Raw genomic sequence first — 17,059 nt, forward strand, 5'->3', positions numbered from 1 at the left:
CGGACTCACTCCGCGTGCCGCAGGCGGTGCCGCCGGACCGCGGCCCGGTTCGCGCAGCGGACGGAGCAGTACCGCTGCCGGCCGTTCCGCGTCACGTCGACGACGACGTTCCTGCAGTGGTCGCCCGGCGCCCGACCGGCCTCGCACCGCAGGAGGCGGCTCATCCCCCGGGTCGTCAGGTGCAGCGCCGTGCCGACCGCGATGACGGCGTGGAGGACGTGCGCCAGGGACTGGTCCTGGTCGCGGTAGTGCAGGTGCCAGCCCTCGTCGTCGTGGTCGGTCAGGCGCGGATACGCGGCGATCGCGGCCATCTGGCGGTTCAGCGACGTCGCGCGGTCGCTCGGAGTCGGCGCGTCGACCACCTCGAGCCACTCGTCGATCACGTCGCGTGTCCTGGCGTGGTCGTCCGGGCCGGACTCGAAGGCCATCGTCATGCCGAACTCGCGCGTGCGCGCCTCGATGCCCTCGCGGTCGGACGGCCAGTCGTTCGCGAGGGAGGCGGCGAGCAGGACCGCGTACTCGCCGTAAGGGTTGAGCTGCATAAGACCATGACAGCACAGTGGCTCCCATGCGCACCTCCACACCCTCCCCGCACCCCTCCGAGCCGCTCGCCCCCGCCGTCGATCCGCACGAGCACGGCTGGACGACCGAGTCGGCCCACCGGACCAGCGAGGGCGTCGTCGTGTACGTCCGCTGCGCCGGCTGCGGGACGCGGCGCGTGGACGTGCGGACCGGGCACCAGGATCCCCCTGCCGCTCTCAGCCGCGTCCTGCCCGCCTCCGACGACCGCTCCCGCCGTGGAGCAGAGGGAGGATGAGGGCATGATCGCCGACCTGACCCTCCCCCGCGACGCCGGCCCCGGGGAGAGGAGCCTCCTCCTCCGCCGCGCGGTGCTCCACGACCTCCCCGCGCTCGTCCGGCTCCTCTCCGACGACCCGATCAGCGCCGGGCGCGGAGACGTCGCCGCCGAGGAGGACGGGGCCGCCTACGAGGCCGCCTTCCGGAGCATCGCGCAGGACCCGGGCAACGATCTCGTGGTCGCGGTGGACGGCGCCGGGGCCGTGGTCGGCACGCTGCAGCTGACCGTGATCCCCGGGATGGCGCGCCGCGGCAGCTCCCGCCTGCTCGTCGAAGCGGTCCGGGTGGCGAGCGCCGAGCGGTCGGCCGGGATCGGCACGGCCCTGATGCGCTGGGTGCTGGACGTCGCTGCGATCGAGCTCCGCACGCCGCTCGTCCAGCTGACCTCGGACGCCGCCCGCACCGACGCCCACCGCTTCTACCTGCGCCTGGGCTTCGTCGACTCGCACGTGGGCTTCAAGCGCCGCGTCGAGCTGCCGGGCTCGTAGCGGCGGTGCGGGCCGCCCGTCCGGACGCCCGATCGGCTGTCCCCGCGAGCACGGCCGGCCCAGGAATGGACGATCCGAGCGGAGGCCCGAACGGCACTGCTCGCCTCTCCCCGGCCGACGTGATTGGCTGGCCCGATGAGAACCGAGACCCGTCAGGGCGTCCCCCTCCTGCTCGTCGACGACGACGGAGGCGCGCTCTCGACCCCGGACGACGCGATCGCGCTGATCGGCGAGACCTACGGCGGCGACGTCGAGACGATCGTGGTGCCCGTCGGCCGGCTCGACCCCGAGTTCCTCCGTCTGCGCTCCGGCATCGCCGGCGAGTTCGTGCAGAAGTTCGTCTCGTACGGCAAGCGGCTGGTGATCCTCGGCGACGTCAGCGGGCCGGTGGCGGAGTCGAGCGCGCTGCAGGCCTTCGTCGTCGAGTCGAACCGCGGCGACCACCTCTGGTTCGCCGCCGACCTCGAGGCGCTCGACGCCCGCCTCCGCAGCTCCGGGACCGCGAACGAGCCCGGTGCCGACGGCGGAGTGGAGCCGACGCCCGGCCCCGCCCGCTGATGCCCCTGCTCCAGCCCGGCCCCGACGGCTCTCCACCCGAGGTCGACGGTCCGGTCCGCCTCCTCCTGCTCGCCGACACGCACCTCCCGAAGCGGGCGAAGGCCCTCCCGGACGAGGTGTGGCGCGCGGTCGACGAGGCAGACCTGGTCGTGCACGCGGGCGACTGGGTCGACGAGGCGACGCTGGACGCGCTGGAGGAGCGGGCGGCGCTCCTGCTGGCCGTGTGGGGCAACAACGATCCGGAGCCGCTGCGCGCCCGCCTGCCCGAGGTCGCGCGCGCCCGCGTCGCCGGCCTCGACGTCCGCGTGGTGCACGAGACCGGAGCGGCGACCGGCCGCGAGACCCGCGCCGACGCCGCTCATCCGGGTGCCGACGTGCTCGTCTTCGGGCACAGCCACATCCCCTGGGACACCGTCTCCCCGGCGGGTCTCCGCCTGCTCAATCCGGGCTCCCCGACGGATCGGAGGCGCCAGCCGGCCTGCACCTTCCTGACCGCCGTCGCCGACGACGGAGTGCTCCGCGACGTGCACCTGACCGCCCTGCCGCTCCGGGCACGAACCATTCCCGGCGGCGGCGCAAGGGGGTCACAGAGCATTTAGGTCGGCCTAAGCTCACCTGGATGAGCAGCTCACACGACCACCCCGACTCCGCGCACCTGCGCCCGGAGGGTCTCGACGACGCCACCGTGGCGGCGCTCGGGAAGCTCTCGGAGGCGCTCGAGACGGTCGAGCACGCCCGCGGTCTGCTCTACGGCTTCCACCGGCTCACCGGCGCGGCCGACCTCGCTCTGGGCGAGGCCGTCGACGCGCTGCGCGAGGCCGGCCACGCCGCGACCGCCGAGCGGATCGAGGCCGAGCTCGTCGGCCGCAACGTCATCGAGGGGCGCTGGACCTTCCAGATCGTCGAGGACTACGACGACACCTACTACGCCGCGTTCCGGGAGCAGGAGCGCGCCGCGCGCGACGAGCTCGCCGGCGGACGCCGCCACCTGTTCGAGTCCGAGATGAAGGAGGACCGCCGCTCCGGCGGCCGCCGCCACCACGAGTCGCGCCCGGAGGCGGGCTCGTGAACGCCGTCATCCGGATGCACGCCTCGTCGCTGCGGGTCAAGGCGGTCACGCCCGGCCGCGGTGGACGCGGCACGCCTCCCGAGCCCGAGGCGACGATGCGGCGCACCACGCTCAGCATCGACGGCCGTCGCTTCCTCCTCGCCGTCTCCCTCGACACCGAGGAGCTCGAGAAGCGCCTGGTCGAGGCCGTGCGCAACCGCGGCGACATGGTGAGCTTCACGGTCGCCGGCGAGCGCGAGGTCTGCGTGCTGGTCTCCCCGGGCGTCGCGGTCATCCTCGAGCACGAGGACGTCCCGGTCGAGGATCCGGACGCCGAGGACGCGCCGATCCTGTACGACGACGTCGAGTACCTGACCTGATCCGTCGGCGGCCGGTCCCGGCCGCCGGTCCGGGCGCGGCTCTCGACTCGGGTCGTCCGCCCGCTCAGACCGCTCCGGTGCTCGCCCACAGGTGGAACGCCGCGTGCGCCCGGTGCGGCCGCCACGCCTGCGACGCCGCCTCCGCCTCCGCCGTGCTCACCCGGCCGAGCGCCTTCCGCAGCACCAGGTCGCCGGCGGGGAAGGCGTCCGGATCGCCGAGGAACCGGAGCGCGAGGTAGTCGGCCGTCCACGGCCCGATGCCCGGGATCGCGAGGAGCGCGCGCCGCTGCTCCGGCAGGTCGCCCGCGCGGTCGAGCACGGGTCCGGCGGCGAAGGCCTCGGCGACGGCACGGACCGTCCGCGCCCGGGCGTTGGTGATCCCGATCGCCGAGCGCAGCGCCTCGAACTCCGGCGCGAGCAGGGCGGCGGGTGCCGGGAACGCCAGCAGACCGCGCTCCCCCGGGGCGCCGAAGGCCGCGGCGGTCCGTCCGCCGAAGGTCCGGGCCGCGGCGACGGACACCTGCTGGCCGAGGACCGCCATCACCGCCGCCTCGAACGCCTCCGGGTACTGCGTCGCGCGCAGCCCCGGTCGGGCCGCGACGGAGCGGGCGAGCAGCGGGTCCCGCGAGAGCTCGGCGCCGATCGCCACGACGTCGGAGTCGAGGTCGAACCAGGCACGGACGACCGCGGCCGCCGGCGTCAGCACGTCCGGCTCCGCCTCCACCCGCAGCCCGGTCTCCGTCACCTCGAGCACAATCGGCCGCGGCGCTCCGTCGAGGGTGAGCAGGCGCTCCAGGCGCCGGCCGTCGGCCGAAACCCGCTCCACTCCGGGGAGGGCGTGGTTGCGGAGGAGGCTCGCGGCGCCGGCGGAGTCGAAGGGCCCGAGGGCCGGCAGGTCGAGGGAGGACGTCTCGTTCAGGGGAGCAGGACCGTCTTGCCGCGCGCGCGGCCCGACTCGACGAGGGCGAGCGCGGCGGCCGCCTCGGTCAGCGGGAAGGAGGGCCCGAGCACGACCTCGAGCTCCCCGCGACCGGCGCGGTCGAGCAGGCCCGGCCGGGCGGCGTCGCGGAGCGCGGTGCCGGGATCGGCTCCCGGTCCGCCGCCGAGCATCAGGATCCCGCCGAGGCGGGCGGCGTGCTCGAAGCCGGCGACGGTGGCGATGCGCGAGCGGTCGGCGACCAGAGCCACCGAGGCGTCCAGCGCCTCGTCGGTGCCCGCCGTGTCCAGCGCGACGTCGACGCCGCCGGGGGCCAGGACGCGCACGCGCTCCTCCAGCCCGGCGCCGTAGCGGACCGGCTCCGCGCCGAAGCGGCGGACGACCTCCTCGCCGCGCTCGCTCGTGGTGCCCAGCACCCGTGCTCCGCGGGCGACCGCGAGCTGCACAGCGAGCGAGCCGACGGCTCCGCTCGCCCCGTGCACCAGGACGGTGACCCCGGAGGAGACGCGGGTGGCCTCGACGAGGTGCTCGGCGGTCGTCCCGGCCAGCAGCAGGCCCGCGGCCGCCGCCCAGCCGAGCCCGGCGGGCTTGGGCAGGACCGCGCTCGCGGGCGCGACCAGCTCGGCGGAGTAGCCGCCGGAGACCCGGAACGCCACGACCTCGTCGCCCACCCGGATCGGGCCGAGCGGCCCCTCGGCCCCCTCGCCGACCGCGGTCACGACTCCGGAGACCTCGCTGCCCGGCCGGACCGGCACCCGTCCGCGCCCGAACATCCCGCGCAGGAGCTTCGCGTCGGCCGGGTTCACGCCCGCGGCGCGCACCGCGATCCGCACCCTGCCGGGCGTCGGCTCCCCCGGATCGACCTCGACGGCGCGCAGCGCCTCCGGCCCGTCGAATCCCTCGGCCTGCATCGCGACGACCATGCGTCCGCCTCCCGTCCCCGGGCGCCTGCGCACCCGAGCGCGACGCTAGCAGCAGCGTCCGACCCCCGGACCCCCTGCGGCGAGCGCGGCAGCCGACCGAGAACGCCCGTTCTGGTACCGCCTACCATGGAGGGATGTCCCCGATCCTCGACGAGCGCCCTCCCCGCGAGGCGATCCTCGCGGCCGCCGACCGGCTCTACTACGAGCGCGGCATCCAGTCCGTCGGGATGGACGAGCTCCGCACGGCCTCGGGCGTCTCGCTGAAGCGCCTCTACTCGGAGTTCCCGAGCAAGGAGTCGGTGGTGGTCGCCGTCCTGCACGGCCGGCACGAGCAGTGGACCCTCGGCGTGACCACCCGGGTCGCCGCGGCGGACGGACCTCGCGGCAAGCTGCTCGCGATCTACGACTTCCTCTTCGACTGGTTCTCCGAGGACTCGTTCCGCGGCTGCGGCTTCATCAACGCCTTCGGGGAGCTCGGCTCGTCGAACCCGATGGTCGCCGAGATGGCGCGCGACCACAAGGAGACGTTCCAGCGCTTCCTCGCGACCCTCGCCGAGGAGGCGGGAGGCGGCGCCGAGCTCGCCGCGCAGCTCGCGATCCTCGCCGAGGGCGCCCAGACCACCGCGGCCATCGCCGGAACCCCGGAGGCCGCCCTGCACGCACGCCGCGCCGCCGAGATCCTCATCGACGCGGAGACGCGCCCCGTCTGAGGCGCGCCGCGCGCGGGATCAGGCCTCGCCGCCCCCGGGCGGGCCGACCACGAGCAGCGCCGCGAAGACCACGGCGACCAGAGCCAGGACCAGCGCCCCGGCGAGCACGGGCCGCGCGAGCGCCCAGCGGAGGAGCCGGCTCGTCACGCGCCGGTCGCGCGGGTCGTCCGTCGCGTGCGTCCGCCACGGGCCCTCCAGCAGGCCGCGGCGCTCGAAGCCGCGCTCCAGCGGGACCGTCGCGTAGGGCACGACCGCGCTGACGACCGCGAGCGCCGTCGCGCCCGCCGACCACCGCTGGTTCACCGCGAGCACCAGGGCCGCGGCTCCGTAGGCGAGGAACGCGAACCCGTGGATCGGCCCGGCGACGCTCACCGGCCAGTCGCCGGCTCCGGCCGCGTACTTCAGCAGCATCCCCACGATCAGGAGAGTCCAGGTCACCGCCTCGACGATCGACAGCAGGCGGAAGAGGCGGCGGGGGCTCATGGGATCGGCTCCGTTCGGTCCGCGGCGACGCGGCTCGGGGTCGGTCGAGGGTCGCCCGGAGCCTACGGGAGCACGCTCGCGAGGAACCTGAGCGGACGGGGACCGCTCGGGGTGCTCAGCCCAGCCAGCCGGTGAGCGAGAGGGCCGTCACCGCGCCGACCAGGCCCGCGGCGACGAGGGCGACCGTGCCCGTGACTCCGCTGCGGGAGGGGGCTGCGGCGGGGCCGCCGGCCAGGCGCGCCCAGAGCCGGCGTGCCACCTCCTCGGCGGAGGGGCGGTCGGCCGGATCGAGAGCGGTCATCGCGGTCAGCAGCTCGCACCACTCCGCCGGGACCGTCTCCGGGACGACGGGCGCGTGGTGGAGGCGCTGGATCGAGATCTCGAGCGTCGTGCCGGTGTAGGCCCTGCGGCCCGAGACGGCCTCGAGCAGGACCAGCCCGAGCGAGTAGACGTCGGACGCCGGTCCGACCGGGCCGGAGCCGAGGCTCTCGGGGCTGAGGTACGCGGCGGTGCCCACCAGCACGTCGGAGCGGGTGAGCCGGGCGTCGTCGACCGAGCGGGCGATCCCGAAGTCGCTGAGCTTGGCCTCGTGCGCGGAGAAGCCGGATGCGGTGGCGCGCGAGCGGACGAGGACGTTCTCGGGCTTCACGTCGCGGTGGAGGACGCCCTGCGCGTGCAGGTGCGCGAGAGCATCGGCCACCTGAGCCCCGACCTCCGCGATGAGCCGCTGGTCGCCGGAGCCGAACCAGTCGGCCGCCGGGTCGCTGCGGTCGAAGTACTCGAGGACGAGGAACGCGAGGTCGCCCTCCTCGCCGGGGATCTCGCCCTGGTCGAGGACGTCCACCACGGAGGCGTGACGCGAGTCGATCAGGAAGCGGATCTCGCGCTCGCGACGCGCCCGCTCGTTGGGGGTGTCCGGGACGTCGCGGTGGACCTTGACCGCGACCTGGCGGGCGAGGCGGAGGTCGCGGGCGCGGTAGACGACGGCGCTGCCACCCTCCCCCACCCGCTCGAGCACGAGGTAGCGACCGGCCAGGGTGGAGCCGACGAGCGGGTCCACGACGTCGGCGGGGAGCGGCTGCAGGCGGTCGAGTTCGTCCAGCACGGGCAGCTCCCTTCGCGAATGAGTCACTAGCTCGTCTAACTAGTAGTCCCTTCGTAGTGGTCGCCGCCCTTTCGGGCAAGCACCTCGGGGGAGGTTGGCTTATCTAGATGTTCTTGCTACGAGACTGTCTAGACTGTTCGGCATGGATGAGGTCACGCTGAAGCGACCCGGGGCCTTCTGGTTCTCGGGTGAGGCGACCGAGCCCGGAGCGGTGGAGGTCCTCGCCGCGATGCGCGCCTTCCGCACGGCGGAGGCCGCGATGCGCCGCCGGACCCGCGGATCCATGGGCATGGGCGAGAACGACCTGCTGGCCGTGCAGTTCCTCATGCGCCGCCAGCAGAAGGGCGTGCACGTCAGCCCGAAGGACCTGGCCTCCTACCTCGGCATCTCCTCCGCCTCCACGACCGTGCTGATCGACCGGCTGGTCAAGAGCGGGCACGTGGTCCGGGAGCCGCACCCGAGCGACCGCCGGGCCATCCGCATCGTCGCCACCCCCACCTCCCACCGCGAGGTGCGCGAGACGCTCGACGAGATGCACCGCCGCATGCTCGAGGCGGCCGAGACGCTCAACCCCTCCGAGGCCGGGACCGTCATCCGCTTCCTGCAGACGATGCGCGACATCGTCGAGCGCCCGGCCGACTCCGAGACGGTCGACGCCGCCCAGGAGCTCGCGGGCGAGCCGATCGGCGAGTACGCCGACGGCGTGCTGGAGCAGCGCCGCGCCTGACCGGCGTCGCCACGGCCGCGACCGCTCGTCCCCGGGAGTTCACTCCGGGGGTCTTCTGCCGCGCCCCGGATCCGTCGGAGAATCGAGGCGTCCGGCGGCGATGGACAGAAAACGCACTCCGCGACGTAAGTAGCTAGCTCAACTAGTAGGAAGTCTTTCTAGCGATATAGAGTGACGGACGTCAGCCACTCGCACGTCAGATCGGAGCACACCATGGGCAACATCCTGTACGGCACTCCCCCCGCCGCCATCGAGGTCGAGGACCGCGCCCTCGCCCACCTCCAGATCGTCATCATCAACAAGTTCCGCCGCGACGAGCGCTTCCTGCTCACCCTCGACGCGAGCCCCCAGGCCGGCACCGGCCGCCGCGGCGTGTGGATGCACCCGACCATCCCGATCCAGTTCGAGTTCAAGGGCAGCCGCCAGCCCACGATCAACCCGGAGTGGGTCGAGGCCCTCATGGAGCGCGCCAACAGCGGCGCCGGCCTCCGCATCGTGCCCGAGCCGACGAGCAACGCCGCCGTTCCGCTGCGCCGCGCCGAGCCCGCCGCCTGACCCTCCGCGCCGGAGCCGCTCCCGATCAGGCTCCGCCGCCGCACACCGACACGACCCGCCTTCCCGCCCGGGAGGCGGGTTCCGTCGTCTCCGGGCGTGAGAACCCCGGGAGCGCGCTCGCAAGTGGTTGACATTCCGCGCCACGGTCAGGGTCGCAGTCCTACACTGCTCGTGCGGCACGGGGTCGTTCCGGCGGGCTCGTCCCTGCTGTCGCACGCATGACCGGCCGCCGGCCGCTCGGGCCCCCCTCTCGAGCGACCGGCGGACGGCTGCGCGGCGCACCCGAAGCGCCGTCCGCGAGGTCCGCCGGAACCAGGAGCGGCCAGATGACCCACGGAACGAACAGCCTCACCACCACCGTCGACGAGGTGCGCCCGGGCGACCTCTTCTGCGCCGTCGTCGCCCACGAGACCGAGCAGTGGCGCGTCGTCGCCGTCCTCGGCATCCGCGTCCTCGCCGAGCGGGTCTCCGGAGGAGACCGCCGCAGCTTCACCCTCCGCTTCGTGCGCCACCAGCTCTCGCCGGACGTGCTCATCGCGAGGGGCGCCGCAGCGACGGCCTCTCCGGACTCCCGCCGTTAGAGCGACGCCGTCGCCACGGCGGGACGCGCCAGGCGGGCGAAGAGGCGGTCGAACACGACCCGCCGATCGAACTGCAGGGCGTACTCCCGGGCGGCCGCCGCTCGGCGTGCGCGATCGTCGGCGCTGAGCTCGAGGACGGCGTGGTCGAGGAGCGCGGCGATCGTGTCCGGGCTGTCGACCGGGGTCACGAAGGCGTGCTCGCCGATCGCCTCGCCGATGCCGCCGGTCAGCGTGGTGATGATCGGGCCGCCCCCGGCGAGCATCTTCTCGGCCAGCGCGATGCCGAAGGTCTCGACGAACTCGGGCCGCGGCTTGCTCGGGAGCACGAACGCCGCGCAGCCCGCCATCAGGAAGGGCTTCTCCGCGTCGCCGACGTCGTCGAGGAAGCGGATGCGGTGCGCCAGCGGCGACGCCGCCGCGATCCGGCGCAGCTCCGCCTCCTGCGGACCGCGACCCGCGATGACGAGCTCGTGGCGCTCGTGGACGGCACTGCGCTCGTAGCCGGTGATGAGATCCTCCACGCCCTTCGCCTCGGTCAGGCGCGAGAGGAAGAGGACGTAGCCGTCGGTCCGGAGTCCGCGGGCCCGCACGACCTCCTCGACGACGCCGGGGTCGAGGTCGAGGTACGCGTCCGCGTCGATCGCCGGGTAGGACACGGCGATGCGCTCCCGGCACTGCGGAGCGAAGCGCGTCCCGTGCGCGGCGTCGACGCGCTCCGCCTCCTCGATGATCAGGTCGCGCGTGTACTCCGACACCGCGACGCAGTGATCCTGCGAGAGGTAGGAGGAGAGGATGTGCGCGGCAGCGCCCAGCCGGCCCTCCTCCACCGCCCGGCGGACCACGTTGGTGACGTCGGAGCCGACGGCCTCGGCGATCGTGGTCACCTCGACGGGGAGTCCGGTGCTCCAGGCGGCGCGGAGGGCGTCGGCCACGACGAGCGTGTGCGGGCTCAGGTAGAGCGAGAGGCAGACGGTCGGGACGCCGTCGGTGAACAGCTCGATCAGGCGTCCGGTCATCCCGGCCAGCCAGCGGCCGTCCGGGACCTTGTAGTCGCCCACGGGTCCCGGCCGCTCCACGACGATGCCGTCGCTGTAGGGCAGCACGGCGTCGAGCGGCTTGAGCGGGAGGCCCGCGGCCTCGAGCCGGTCGATCGGCCAGGTGACGATCCGGACCTCGTCGAATCCGCGCTCCCGGGCGGTCTCGGCGAGATTGCGCGCTTCGACGGAGTGCCCGCAGATCACCGGATCGGCGCGGACGACGATGACGAGTCTGTTCTGCACGGTGTTCGCGTGCGTGCTCTGGTCCATGGGTCTCCTTCAGGGGTCGTCGGTCGGGTGCGGCGGCGGAGGCCGGACGCGCGGGGTCGGTGGTGGCGGGGGTGACGGCGAGCGGGGGTCAGTGCCGGCGCGCCGGCCACGAGGGCGGCCGGTGCTCGGGCAGGGTCCCCCAGTCGGAGGGCTCCGGACCGAGGTGCAGGAGCAGCTCGCCGCCGCGATGGAGGGCGGCCGCGGTCAGGACGCTCGTCAGGAGGGGCGCGCCGTCGAACTCGGCCGACTCCACGTACTGGACCGGCCCACCCGCCTCGGGCTCGACGAAGCCGGTGGTCCGGATCTCGAGGTCGGCCCCTCCGATCGCCACCGACGCGCGCGCGAAGCTCGGCGCGTTGACCAGCACCAGGCCCTGCCCGGCGACGGGGAACAGCCCGAGGCTCGCCCACACGTACCAGGAGCTGAGGCCGCCGGAGTCGTCGTTCCCCGGCAGGCCGCCCCGGCCCGCTCCGAACCGCTGGTGCAGCACGCCGTGCACGATCTCGGCGGTCCGGTCGGGCCGTCCCGCGTAGTGGTACGCCCACGGCGAGTCCATGTCGGGCTCGTTGTTGAGCCCCTCGAAGCGTCCGAGCTCGGCTCCCGCGAGCATCTCGCTCCGCTCGGGGCGCAGCCCGGGCTGGACGACCGGCTCGGCTCCGTAGCCGAAGAACTCGTCCAGCTGGGCGACGAAGCCCTCGTCCCCTCCGCTGAGGGCGATGCGCCCGGCCATGTCGTGCAGCAGGCGGAAGGAGTAGTTGTGGCGGGTGCCCTCGTAGTACGTCGAGTCCTTGAGCAGGCCGGAGCGGAGGTCGAACGCGTTCACCCACTGCGCGGCGCGCTCCTCGAGCTGCTCGGCGAGCTCGAGATCGCCGACGTGGCGGGCCACGACGGCCGTGCACCAGTAGCCGTGCGCCAGGTCGAGCGTGTGGCTGATCGGGTGAGCCTCCCCCGCGGCGAGGAACTCCTCGCCGTACATCCGCTTGAGGTCCTCGCTCATGTGGACGAGAGCGGCGTCCCAGTCGATGCCGGGCAGCCCCAGTCGGCAGAGGTCGGCGAGGAAGGTGTGCGCGAGGGCACTGCCCTGGCGCGAGAACCGGTCGCTGCCCTTGGCCATCCGGTAGCCGATCGGGAAGTTGCCCTCCTCCTCGCAGATGGTCAGGAGCGCAGCCGCGATCTCGACCGCCCGCTCGGGCAGCAGCATCGTGAGCAGCGGGAGCTGAGTGCGGTAGATGTCCCACATCGTGCTGATGTCGAAGACGAAGGGTCCGTCCGTCGGCCAGAACGGGCTCTCGGAGGGGGCGAGGCACGGCTTGATCAGCGAGTGGTAGAGCGCGGTCGAGAAGACCGTCTCGCGCTCGGCGGACGGGGTGTCGACGGCGATCGTGCGCAGGCGCTTCCGCCACGTCTTGCGGGTGCGATCACGGCGCTGGTCGAACCCGGTGCCCGCAGGAGGGACGTCGCGATTCAGGTTCTCGCGGGCACGGTCGGTGCCCCGCAGCGAGAAGCCCATCCGGAGCTCGACGGTCTGCCCGGCCGTGCTGGGTCCCGCCCACATCAGCCCGAAGGGGCGCAGCGTGGTGGGACGGATGTGGTCGAAGTCGAGCCGGGTCCCGCCGGGCATCAGCCGGCGGTCGTACCAGAGCATCTGCCGCCACTGCAGGGCGTCGCACTCCAGGTGCACCGCGAGCGGCGCCCCCTCCATCACGACCTCGCCGGCCGCGACGCCGGGCGAGATCGAGTGCAGCTGCGCGCGCAGCGGCACCGTCGCTCCGCTCGGGATCGCCAGACCCCCGAGGGAGAGGTCGACCACCACGCGGGCGCTGCGGTGCTCGGGGAAGGTGTAGCGGTGCACCACGGAGGCGGGCCCGACGGTGAGCTCGGCCCGTACGCCGGAGGAGAGGGTCGCCGCGTAGTAGCCGGGCTCCGCCACCTCGTCCTCGAGGGCCCAGCTGCACCCGAGCTCGTCGAGCGGCTCGAGCATCGGCGTGACCCGCAGGTAGTTGTAGTACTTGCGGATCGCGCCGGTGCCCGACTGCTGGAAGTGGGTGAATCCGCTCGCCTCGAGGCCGTCGTGGAGCGTCGGCGGGACCCCCTCGAGCGCGAGGTCGTAGCGGCCGTAGCCCGTCGGATAAGCGCCGGAGTAGGAGCACGCGGACACCATGCCGAGGGGGTAGGTGGCTCCGGGGTGCGTGTTCCCGATCTGCGGCTTCGGCGACCACCACGTCGCTGCGAGCCCCGTCGGCTCCGCGAGCGCGGTCGCCTCCGTGCCCAGGAACGGGTCCACCCGCTCGATCATCCGCTCGCCGCCATGCCGTGACGCTAGGCACGGCGGGGAGACGAGTGGTGTCGACGGGGTGTCCGGCGGACGACGGAGCGGCGACGGATGAGGGCCGACGGGCTAGGGGATCAGGCGCTCCGCGCGGTAGCGGTCGAAGAGCGCCGTGAACGAGTCGACCGTCCGGTGGAACGCCGTGAAGCCGGCGAGGCGGGACTTGCCGATGTCGGTGACGACCTCGAGGCTCCGGCCGAGGTCGGCGTCGGTGTGCCACCAGGAGGCGACGCGGGAGAGGTCGGGCTCGATCAGCCCGTGCTCGTCGACGAGGCGCCGCCAGACGGGCTCGGCATCGGCCATCTGCTGCTCGAGCGGCTGCGGCTCCTCCCCCGGGCCGACCGGCTCGACGCCGAAGTGCTCCGCGATCCGGGTCCACATCCAGCGCCAGCGGAAGACGTCGCCGTTGACCACGTTGAAGGCCTGGTCGCGGCCCGCCTCCGACGTCGACGCCCAGAGCATCTGCTCGGCGAGGATCGTCGCGTCGGTCATGTCGGTGAGTCCGTTCCACTGCGTGAGCGAGCCGGGGAACACGAACGGGGTGCCCTCGGCACGGTGGATCGACGCCGCGACCGCGAGGGTCAGCCCCATGTTCATCGCGTTGCCGACGGCGTGCCCGATGACCGTGTGCGAGCGGTGCACCGACCAGGTGAACCCGGCGCGCCCGGCCGCGGCGAAGAGCTCGTCCTCCTGCGCGTAGTAGAAGTTCGGGGCGTCGAGGCGCTCCTCCTCCTCGTGGAACGGGGTGTCGGGCATCGCGCCCTGCCCGTACGCCTCGAACGGGCCCAGGTAGTGCTTGAGGCCGGTCACCAGCGCGACGTGCTCGACGGGAGCGTGCGCGAGCGCGGCGAGGAGGTCGCGGACCATGCCGCCGTTGACCGCGATGTTCTCCTCCTCCGTCGCCTGGCGCGACCAGGCGGTGAAGAAGACGTGCGTGGGGCGCTGGTCGGCGAGCACGCGGGCCAGGTCCTCGGCGGAGCGCAGGTCGGCGGCGAGCGGAGTGACGCCGGGGCGCGCGTCGATCGGGCGGCGCGAGAGGGCGGTCACCGGCCAGCCCTGCTCGGTGAGCAGGTCGACGAGGGCGGAGCCGCCGATGCCGGTCGCACCGACGACGAGGGCGGTGCGGGGGTCGGACGGGGGGACGGGAGTGGTGGAGGACATCCCCTGGGCCAACAGCCCCGGGGGCGAGGCATTCCCCGATCCGGGCGTCACGGAGGGACACCGGAGGTCACGGAGGGACACCGGGCGTCACGGGCGGACCGCGGACCGGGCTCCTCCCCTACCGTCGAGCACGAGCCGCCCGGGGTGGGCGCAACGGAACAGGAGCCGACGATGACCGCGACCGATCTGCGGGCCGTGCCCGAGGTGGACTACGAGGAGCTGGCGGGGCGGTTCCGGCCGCTGTTCGCCGAGATCGCGGCGGGAGCGGCGGCGCGGGAGAGCGCAGGCGAGCTGCCGGTCGCGCAGATCCGAGCGCTGGCGGACGCCGGGTTCGGCGCGGTGCGCGTGCCGCTGGAGTCCGGCGGGGCCGGCGCGAGCCTCCCCCAGCTGTTCCGCCTGCTGACGGAGCTGGCCGCCGCCGACTCCAACCTGCCCCAGGCGCTCCGCGGCCACTTCGCCCTGGTCGAGGACCGGCTGCTCGCGACCGACGGGACCCGCGAGCGCTGGCTCCGGCGCTTCGCCGACGGCGAGCTCGGCGGCAACGCCTGGACCGAGGTCGGCGCGGTCGCGATCGGCGACGTGCAGACGAAGGTCGCTCCGGTCGAGGGCGACCCGACGCGGTTCACGGTGACCGGCACGAAGTACTACTCCACCGGCAGCGTCTTCGCCGACTGGATCGACACCTTCGCCCAGCGCACCGACACCGGGCAGAAGGTGATCGCGATCGTCGACGCTCGCCAGGCGGGCGTCGAGCACGCCGACGACTGGGACGGCTTCGGCCAGCGCACCACAGGCTCGGGGACGAGCACCTTCACGGAGGCGGTGGTCGCGGCCGAGGACGTGATCGACTTCGAGACCCGGTTCCGCTACCAGACCGCGTTCTACCAGGCGGTGCTGCTGGCCGTGCTGGCGGGCTCGATCGCGGGGGCCGAGCGCGAGATCGCAGCCGAGGTGCGGGCGCGGACCCGGATCTTCTCGCACGGGAACGCCGAGTCGTTCGCGGCGGATCCGCAGATCCTGCAGGTGGTGGGACAGGTCTCGGCCGCCGCCTATGCGGGAGCGGCGATCGTGGAGCGCGCGGCGGTCGCGCTGCAGCGGGCGCACGACGCGGCCCTCGACGGCGACCCGCTCGAGGACGAGCGGCAGAACGACCTCGCCGAGCTCGAGACGGCGCAGGCCCAGATCGTCCTGACGCAACTGGCCACCCGGGCGACCTCCGACCTCTTCGACGCGCTGGGCGCCTCCGGGGTGAGCACCCGCAAGAACCTCGACCGGCACTGGCGCAATGCGCGCACGGCCGCGAGCCACAATCCGTGGGTGTTCAAGGCGCGGATCGTCGGCGATCACGCGGTCAACGGCACCGTGCCGCCGCGGGTCTGGGCGATCGGCGCGGGGCCGAAGCGGTAGTCGCCTCGGCGCCGGCCGGGGGCGGTGGACAGCCGGCGAGAGCGGAGGAGAGGATCGAGGGGGCGGCGACGCGGCCGCCGCGGACGAGGGGGCTCGCGATGATCCGGACGACGACCGCGAGGGGCGCCGGTGCGCTGCTCGCCTGCGGGGCGGGGCTGCTCGCGCTGAGCGGCTGCACGGGAAGCGCCGACGAGGGGACGGCCCCGACGACCGCTCCACCGCTGATCTCGAGCGCTCCGACGCCGAGCGGTGCCGTGCCGACCGCGAGCGCCGGCAGCACGACTCCGCTGCCCACCGCGACCCCGGCCACCGCCCTGCTCCCCTGCGAGGACCTGCTCACCGCCGACGAGGAGGGGTCGCTCGCCGAGGACGGTCTCGCCCTCTCACCCGAGGCGACGGTCTACGACGTCGACTACCCCGTCGTGCAGGAGATCGCCGAGGACGGGGTGCTCTGCCGGTGGAGCGGCCAGGGCGACGTGTCGGTCGTGGTCGGGCAGCTGGCGGTCCCGGACGCGGAGTGGCCTGACCGGAGCGCCGTGCTCCTCGCCGACGGGTTCACCGCCGACGACACCGCGGCTCCGGGCTTCCTCGACGGGCCCGACGGACCGGACGAGAGCTACCCCGGCCGCGGCGTCCTCCACCGCGACGGCGTCCTCTACTACGTGAGCTACTCCGGGATCGTCGGCTCGATCGTGCCGCTCTCCGGCTGAGGCGGCGGATCGAGAGCCCAGGGCGGGCGCCCAAGGTCGGCGCTGCTCCCCGTCGTCGGCTGCTCGCCGTGGTGGTCGAACGACAGCGGGACTCCCGCCTCGGCGCACTCACGGCCGATCAGGTCCATGGCGTTCCAGAAGTACTCGCTCGCTCGTCGATCCCCGGAGATCGCGGAGAGCAGATTGCTCGTGGCGAGACGAGCAGCGTCGGACGCGATCGAGTTCGAGGAGCTCTCGTCGAAGCCCTCGAGGGCTTCGCGAAACGGTGGACGCAGAACGGGATCGAGTTCCGGCGCGTAGTCGTTCCACGCGCGCTCGAGCGGGACGCAGGGAGCGGCCTCCTGATCGCCTCCCGGCTCGGTGCAGCCCACGAGGAGCAGCACGGATACGAGTACCGCCGATGAGGCGGTCGTGCGGTCCACCATCGTTCATCGCTCGATGTGCATCGTCCCCGTCGTGACCCAGACCGCGCAGGCCTTCTTTCGATATTCCGGGGCACTGGTCTCGACGATGTGATCGCAGGTCGAGACGCCGGTGTACCACTTCACGCACCCCCCTTGAAACTCGTCCTCGCAGTTCTTGTTCGGCTGAATCGGAGCGGCCGAGGCCACCTGCGCCCCGAGAACCGACGTCAGCGCCAGCGCGACGACAGCGAGACCGGACCCGAACCACAGAGAACTCTTCACGACGTCTCCTCATTCGCCGGCAGATCCATCGGGTCCTGGGACCGTAGCCATCGCGGAGAGGGTGTCGGACGGTCGGCGCGAACTCGACACATCGAGGCGCGGGCCG

Annotated in this window: 22 protein-coding genes; 12 read left to right on the plus strand and 10 right to left on the minus strand. The window is 73.6% G+C overall.

Going from position 1 to position 17,059, the window contains the following annotated elements; genetic code table 11:
• Positions 1-5: 5 nt before the first annotated feature.
• On the minus strand, positions 6-542 hold the full coding sequence (locus C5C10_RS06705; protein WP_104328864.1) for a CGNR zinc finger domain-containing protein: 537 nt from the start codon (positions 540-542) through the stop codon (positions 6-8).
• 26 nt (positions 543-568) lie between these two features.
• On the opposite strand from C5C10_RS06705, the gene C5C10_RS06710 reads away from it, so the two are divergent.
• The 6 genes from C5C10_RS06710 (at position 569) to C5C10_RS06735 (ending at position 3,332) form a co-directional block, all read left to right on the plus strand.
• Positions 569-817: a hypothetical protein gene (locus C5C10_RS06710; protein WP_104224177.1), complete on the plus strand. Its 249-nt coding sequence runs from the start codon at positions 569-571 to the stop codon at positions 815-817.
• A 4-nt stretch (positions 818-821) separates the two neighbouring features.
• Positions 822-1,346, plus strand: a complete 525-nt coding sequence (locus tag C5C10_RS06715; RefSeq protein ID WP_104257134.1) for a GNAT family N-acetyltransferase — start codon at positions 822-824, stop codon at positions 1,344-1,346.
• Positions 1,347-1,481: 135 nt separating this feature from the next.
• Positions 1,482-1,904, plus strand: coding sequence for a DUF4180 domain-containing protein (locus C5C10_RS06720; protein WP_104224175.1), 423 nt, complete (start codon positions 1,482-1,484; stop codon positions 1,902-1,904).
• Complete coding sequence (locus tag C5C10_RS06725) at positions 1,904-2,503, plus strand: metallophosphoesterase (RefSeq protein ID WP_104287709.1); 600 nt, start codon at positions 1,904-1,906, stop codon at positions 2,501-2,503. Before C5C10_RS06720 ends, C5C10_RS06725 begins: the two co-directional genes overlap by 1 nt.
• A 20-nt stretch (positions 2,504-2,523) precedes the next feature.
• Positions 2,524-2,973 (plus strand): hypothetical protein, encoded by a 450-nt coding sequence (locus C5C10_RS06730; protein WP_104224173.1) that lies wholly within the window; start codon positions 2,524-2,526, stop codon positions 2,971-2,973.
• Entirely contained in the window at positions 2,970-3,332 is a 363-nt protein-coding gene (locus tag C5C10_RS06735; protein WP_104224172.1) for a hypothetical protein, read from the plus strand. Before C5C10_RS06730 ends, C5C10_RS06735 begins: the two co-directional genes overlap by 4 nt.
• 64 nt (positions 3,333-3,396) lie before the next feature.
• Here the strand turns inward: C5C10_RS06735 and C5C10_RS06740 are convergent, their stop codons facing one another.
• Both C5C10_RS06740 and C5C10_RS06745 read right to left on the minus strand, forming a co-directional pair.
• Positions 3,397-4,251, minus strand: a complete 855-nt coding sequence (locus tag C5C10_RS06740) for an AlkA N-terminal domain-containing protein (RefSeq protein WP_308471209.1) — start codon at positions 4,249-4,251, stop codon at positions 3,397-3,399.
• Positions 4,248-5,192: an NADP-dependent oxidoreductase gene (locus tag C5C10_RS06745; protein ID WP_258060461.1), complete on the minus strand. Its 945-nt coding sequence runs from the start codon at positions 5,190-5,192 to the stop codon at positions 4,248-4,250. Before C5C10_RS06745 ends, C5C10_RS06740 begins: the two co-directional genes overlap by 4 nt.
• 134 nt (positions 5,193-5,326) lie before the next feature.
• Here C5C10_RS06745 and C5C10_RS06750 point away from each other — a divergent pair, with 134 nt between their 5' ends.
• Positions 5,327-5,902 carry a TetR/AcrR family transcriptional regulator gene (locus C5C10_RS06750; RefSeq protein ID WP_104328865.1) on the plus strand — a complete coding sequence of 192 codons (576 nt, stop codon included), beginning with the start codon at positions 5,327-5,329 and terminating at the stop codon, positions 5,900-5,902.
• Between the two features lie 18 nt (positions 5,903-5,920).
• Here C5C10_RS06750 and C5C10_RS06755 read toward each other — a convergent pair whose 3' ends face one another.
• Positions 5,921-6,385 carry a DUF3817 domain-containing protein gene (locus C5C10_RS06755; RefSeq protein ID WP_104225947.1) on the minus strand — a complete coding sequence of 155 codons (465 nt, stop codon included), beginning with the start codon at positions 6,383-6,385 and terminating at the stop codon, positions 5,921-5,923.
• A gap of 115 nt (positions 6,386-6,500) precedes the next feature.
• Positions 6,501-7,490 carry a serine/threonine-protein kinase gene (locus C5C10_RS06760; RefSeq protein WP_181073406.1) on the minus strand — a complete coding sequence of 330 codons (990 nt, stop codon included), beginning with the start codon at positions 7,488-7,490 and terminating at the stop codon, positions 6,501-6,503.
• A gap of 142 nt (positions 7,491-7,632) precedes the next feature.
• Between C5C10_RS06760 and C5C10_RS06765 the strand changes: the two genes are divergently transcribed.
• The 3 genes from C5C10_RS06765 to C5C10_RS06775 all read left to right on the plus strand — a co-directional run bounded on the left by C5C10_RS06765 (position 7,633) and on the right by C5C10_RS06775 (position 9,353).
• The gene (locus C5C10_RS06765) at positions 7,633-8,217 is read left to right on the plus strand and encodes a MarR family winged helix-turn-helix transcriptional regulator (RefSeq protein WP_104224167.1); all 585 of its coding nucleotides are present in this window, start codon (positions 7,633-7,635) and stop codon (positions 8,215-8,217) included.
• Between the two features lie 213 nt (positions 8,218-8,430).
• Positions 8,431-8,772, plus strand: coding sequence for an ATP-dependent DNA ligase (locus C5C10_RS06770; RefSeq protein WP_104224199.1), 342 nt, complete (start codon positions 8,431-8,433; stop codon positions 8,770-8,772).
• Between the two features lie 326 nt (positions 8,773-9,098).
• The gene (locus tag C5C10_RS06775; protein ID WP_104246999.1) at positions 9,099-9,353 is read left to right on the plus strand and encodes a hypothetical protein; all 255 of its coding nucleotides are present in this window, start codon (positions 9,099-9,101) and stop codon (positions 9,351-9,353) included.
• Here the strand turns inward: C5C10_RS06775 and C5C10_RS06780 are convergent.
• From C5C10_RS06780 to C5C10_RS06790, 3 genes are all read right to left on the minus strand, one after another.
• Complete coding sequence (locus C5C10_RS06780; RefSeq protein ID WP_104328867.1) at positions 9,350-10,660, minus strand: glycosyltransferase; 1,311 nt, start codon at positions 10,658-10,660, stop codon at positions 9,350-9,352. The two genes, C5C10_RS06775 and C5C10_RS06780, sit on opposite strands and share 4 nt — an antisense overlap.
• Before the next feature lie 88 nt (positions 10,661-10,748).
• A complete protein-coding gene (locus tag C5C10_RS06785; RefSeq protein WP_258060462.1) occupies positions 10,749-12,944 on the minus strand; it encodes a glycoside hydrolase domain-containing protein in 2,196 nt (731 codons plus the stop codon).
• 114 nt (positions 12,945-13,058) lie between these two features.
• Positions 13,059-14,150 carry an SDR family oxidoreductase gene (locus C5C10_RS06790; RefSeq protein WP_104328869.1) on the minus strand — a complete coding sequence of 364 codons (1,092 nt, stop codon included), beginning with the start codon at positions 14,148-14,150 and terminating at the stop codon, positions 13,059-13,061.
• 171 nt (positions 14,151-14,321) lie between these two features.
• Between C5C10_RS06790 and C5C10_RS06795 the strand changes: the two genes are divergently transcribed.
• Positions 14,322-15,557: an acyl-CoA dehydrogenase family protein gene (locus C5C10_RS06795; RefSeq protein WP_104328870.1), complete on the plus strand. Its 1,236-nt coding sequence runs from the start codon at positions 14,322-14,324 to the stop codon at positions 15,555-15,557.
• 98 nt (positions 15,558-15,655) lie between these two features.
• The gene (locus tag C5C10_RS06800; RefSeq protein WP_104328871.1) at positions 15,656-16,267 is read left to right on the plus strand and encodes a hypothetical protein; all 612 of its coding nucleotides are present in this window, start codon (positions 15,656-15,658) and stop codon (positions 16,265-16,267) included.
• Here the strand turns inward: C5C10_RS06800 and C5C10_RS06805 are convergent.
• Together C5C10_RS06805 and C5C10_RS06810 are read right to left on the minus strand one after the other, a co-directional pair.
• Entirely contained in the window at positions 16,225-16,692 is a 468-nt protein-coding gene (locus C5C10_RS06805) for a hypothetical protein (RefSeq protein ID WP_104328872.1), read from the minus strand. The genes C5C10_RS06800 and C5C10_RS06805 overlap by 43 nt on opposite strands.
• Before the next feature lie 3 nt (positions 16,693-16,695).
• Positions 16,696-16,953 carry a hypothetical protein gene (locus tag C5C10_RS06810; RefSeq protein ID WP_104328873.1) on the minus strand — a complete coding sequence of 86 codons (258 nt, stop codon included), beginning with the start codon at positions 16,951-16,953 and terminating at the stop codon, positions 16,696-16,698.
• Positions 16,954-17,059 lie beyond the last annotated feature (106 nt).

The sequence above is a fragment of the Rathayibacter sp. AY1A3 genome (assembly GCF_002930975.1).
In the GTDB taxonomy this organism is placed as follows: domain Bacteria; phylum Actinomycetota; class Actinomycetes; order Actinomycetales; family Microbacteriaceae; genus Rathayibacter.

What these genes read in the sequence shown, in the direction of transcription:
- C5C10_RS06720 (WP_104224175.1), top strand. Translation starts at nt 1,482, where the DNA reads ATGAGAACCGAGACCCGTCAGGGCGTCCCCCTCCTGCTCGTCGACGAC.
- C5C10_RS06725 (WP_104287709.1), top strand. Translation starts at nt 1,904, where the DNA reads ATGCCCCTGCTCCAGCCCGGCCCCGACGGCTCTCCACCCGAGGTCGAC.
- C5C10_RS06750 (WP_104328865.1), top strand. Translation starts at nt 5,327, where the DNA reads ATGTCCCCGATCCTCGACGAGCGCCCTCCCCGCGAGGCGATCCTCGCG.
- C5C10_RS06780 (WP_104328867.1), bottom strand. Translation starts at nt 10,660, where the DNA reads ATGGACCAGAGCACGCACGCGAACACCGTGCAGAACAGACTCGTCATC.
- C5C10_RS06710 (WP_104224177.1), top strand. Translation starts at nt 569, where the DNA reads ATGCGCACCTCCACACCCTCCCCGCACCCCTCCGAGCCGCTCGCCCCC.
- C5C10_RS06730 (WP_104224173.1), top strand. Translation starts at nt 2,524, where the DNA reads ATGAGCAGCTCACACGACCACCCCGACTCCGCGCACCTGCGCCCGGAG.
- C5C10_RS06765 (WP_104224167.1), top strand. Translation starts at nt 7,633, where the DNA reads ATGGATGAGGTCACGCTGAAGCGACCCGGGGCCTTCTGGTTCTCGGGT.
- C5C10_RS06745 (WP_258060461.1), bottom strand. Translation starts at nt 5,192, where the DNA reads ATGGTCGTCGCGATGCAGGCCGAGGGATTCGACGGGCCGGAGGCGCTG.
- C5C10_RS06800 (WP_104328871.1), top strand. Translation starts at nt 15,656, where the DNA reads ATGATCCGGACGACGACCGCGAGGGGCGCCGGTGCGCTGCTCGCCTGC.
- C5C10_RS06805 (WP_104328872.1), bottom strand. Translation starts at nt 16,692, where the DNA reads ATGGTGGACCGCACGACCGCCTCATCGGCGGTACTCGTATCCGTGCTG.
- C5C10_RS06790 (WP_104328869.1), bottom strand. Translation starts at nt 14,150, where the DNA reads ATGTCCTCCACCACTCCCGTCCCCCCGTCCGACCCCCGCACCGCCCTC.
- C5C10_RS06755 (WP_104225947.1), bottom strand. Translation starts at nt 6,385, where the DNA reads ATGAGCCCCCGCCGCCTCTTCCGCCTGCTGTCGATCGTCGAGGCGGTG.
- C5C10_RS06705 (WP_104328864.1), bottom strand. Translation starts at nt 542, where the DNA reads ATGCAGCTCAACCCTTACGGCGAGTACGCGGTCCTGCTCGCCGCCTCC.
- C5C10_RS06770 (WP_104224199.1), top strand. Translation starts at nt 8,431, where the DNA reads ATGGGCAACATCCTGTACGGCACTCCCCCCGCCGCCATCGAGGTCGAG.
- C5C10_RS06775 (WP_104246999.1), top strand. Translation starts at nt 9,099, where the DNA reads ATGACCCACGGAACGAACAGCCTCACCACCACCGTCGACGAGGTGCGC.
- C5C10_RS06715 (WP_104257134.1), top strand. Translation starts at nt 822, where the DNA reads ATGATCGCCGACCTGACCCTCCCCCGCGACGCCGGCCCCGGGGAGAGG.
- C5C10_RS06795 (WP_104328870.1), top strand. Translation starts at nt 14,322, where the DNA reads ATGACCGCGACCGATCTGCGGGCCGTGCCCGAGGTGGACTACGAGGAG.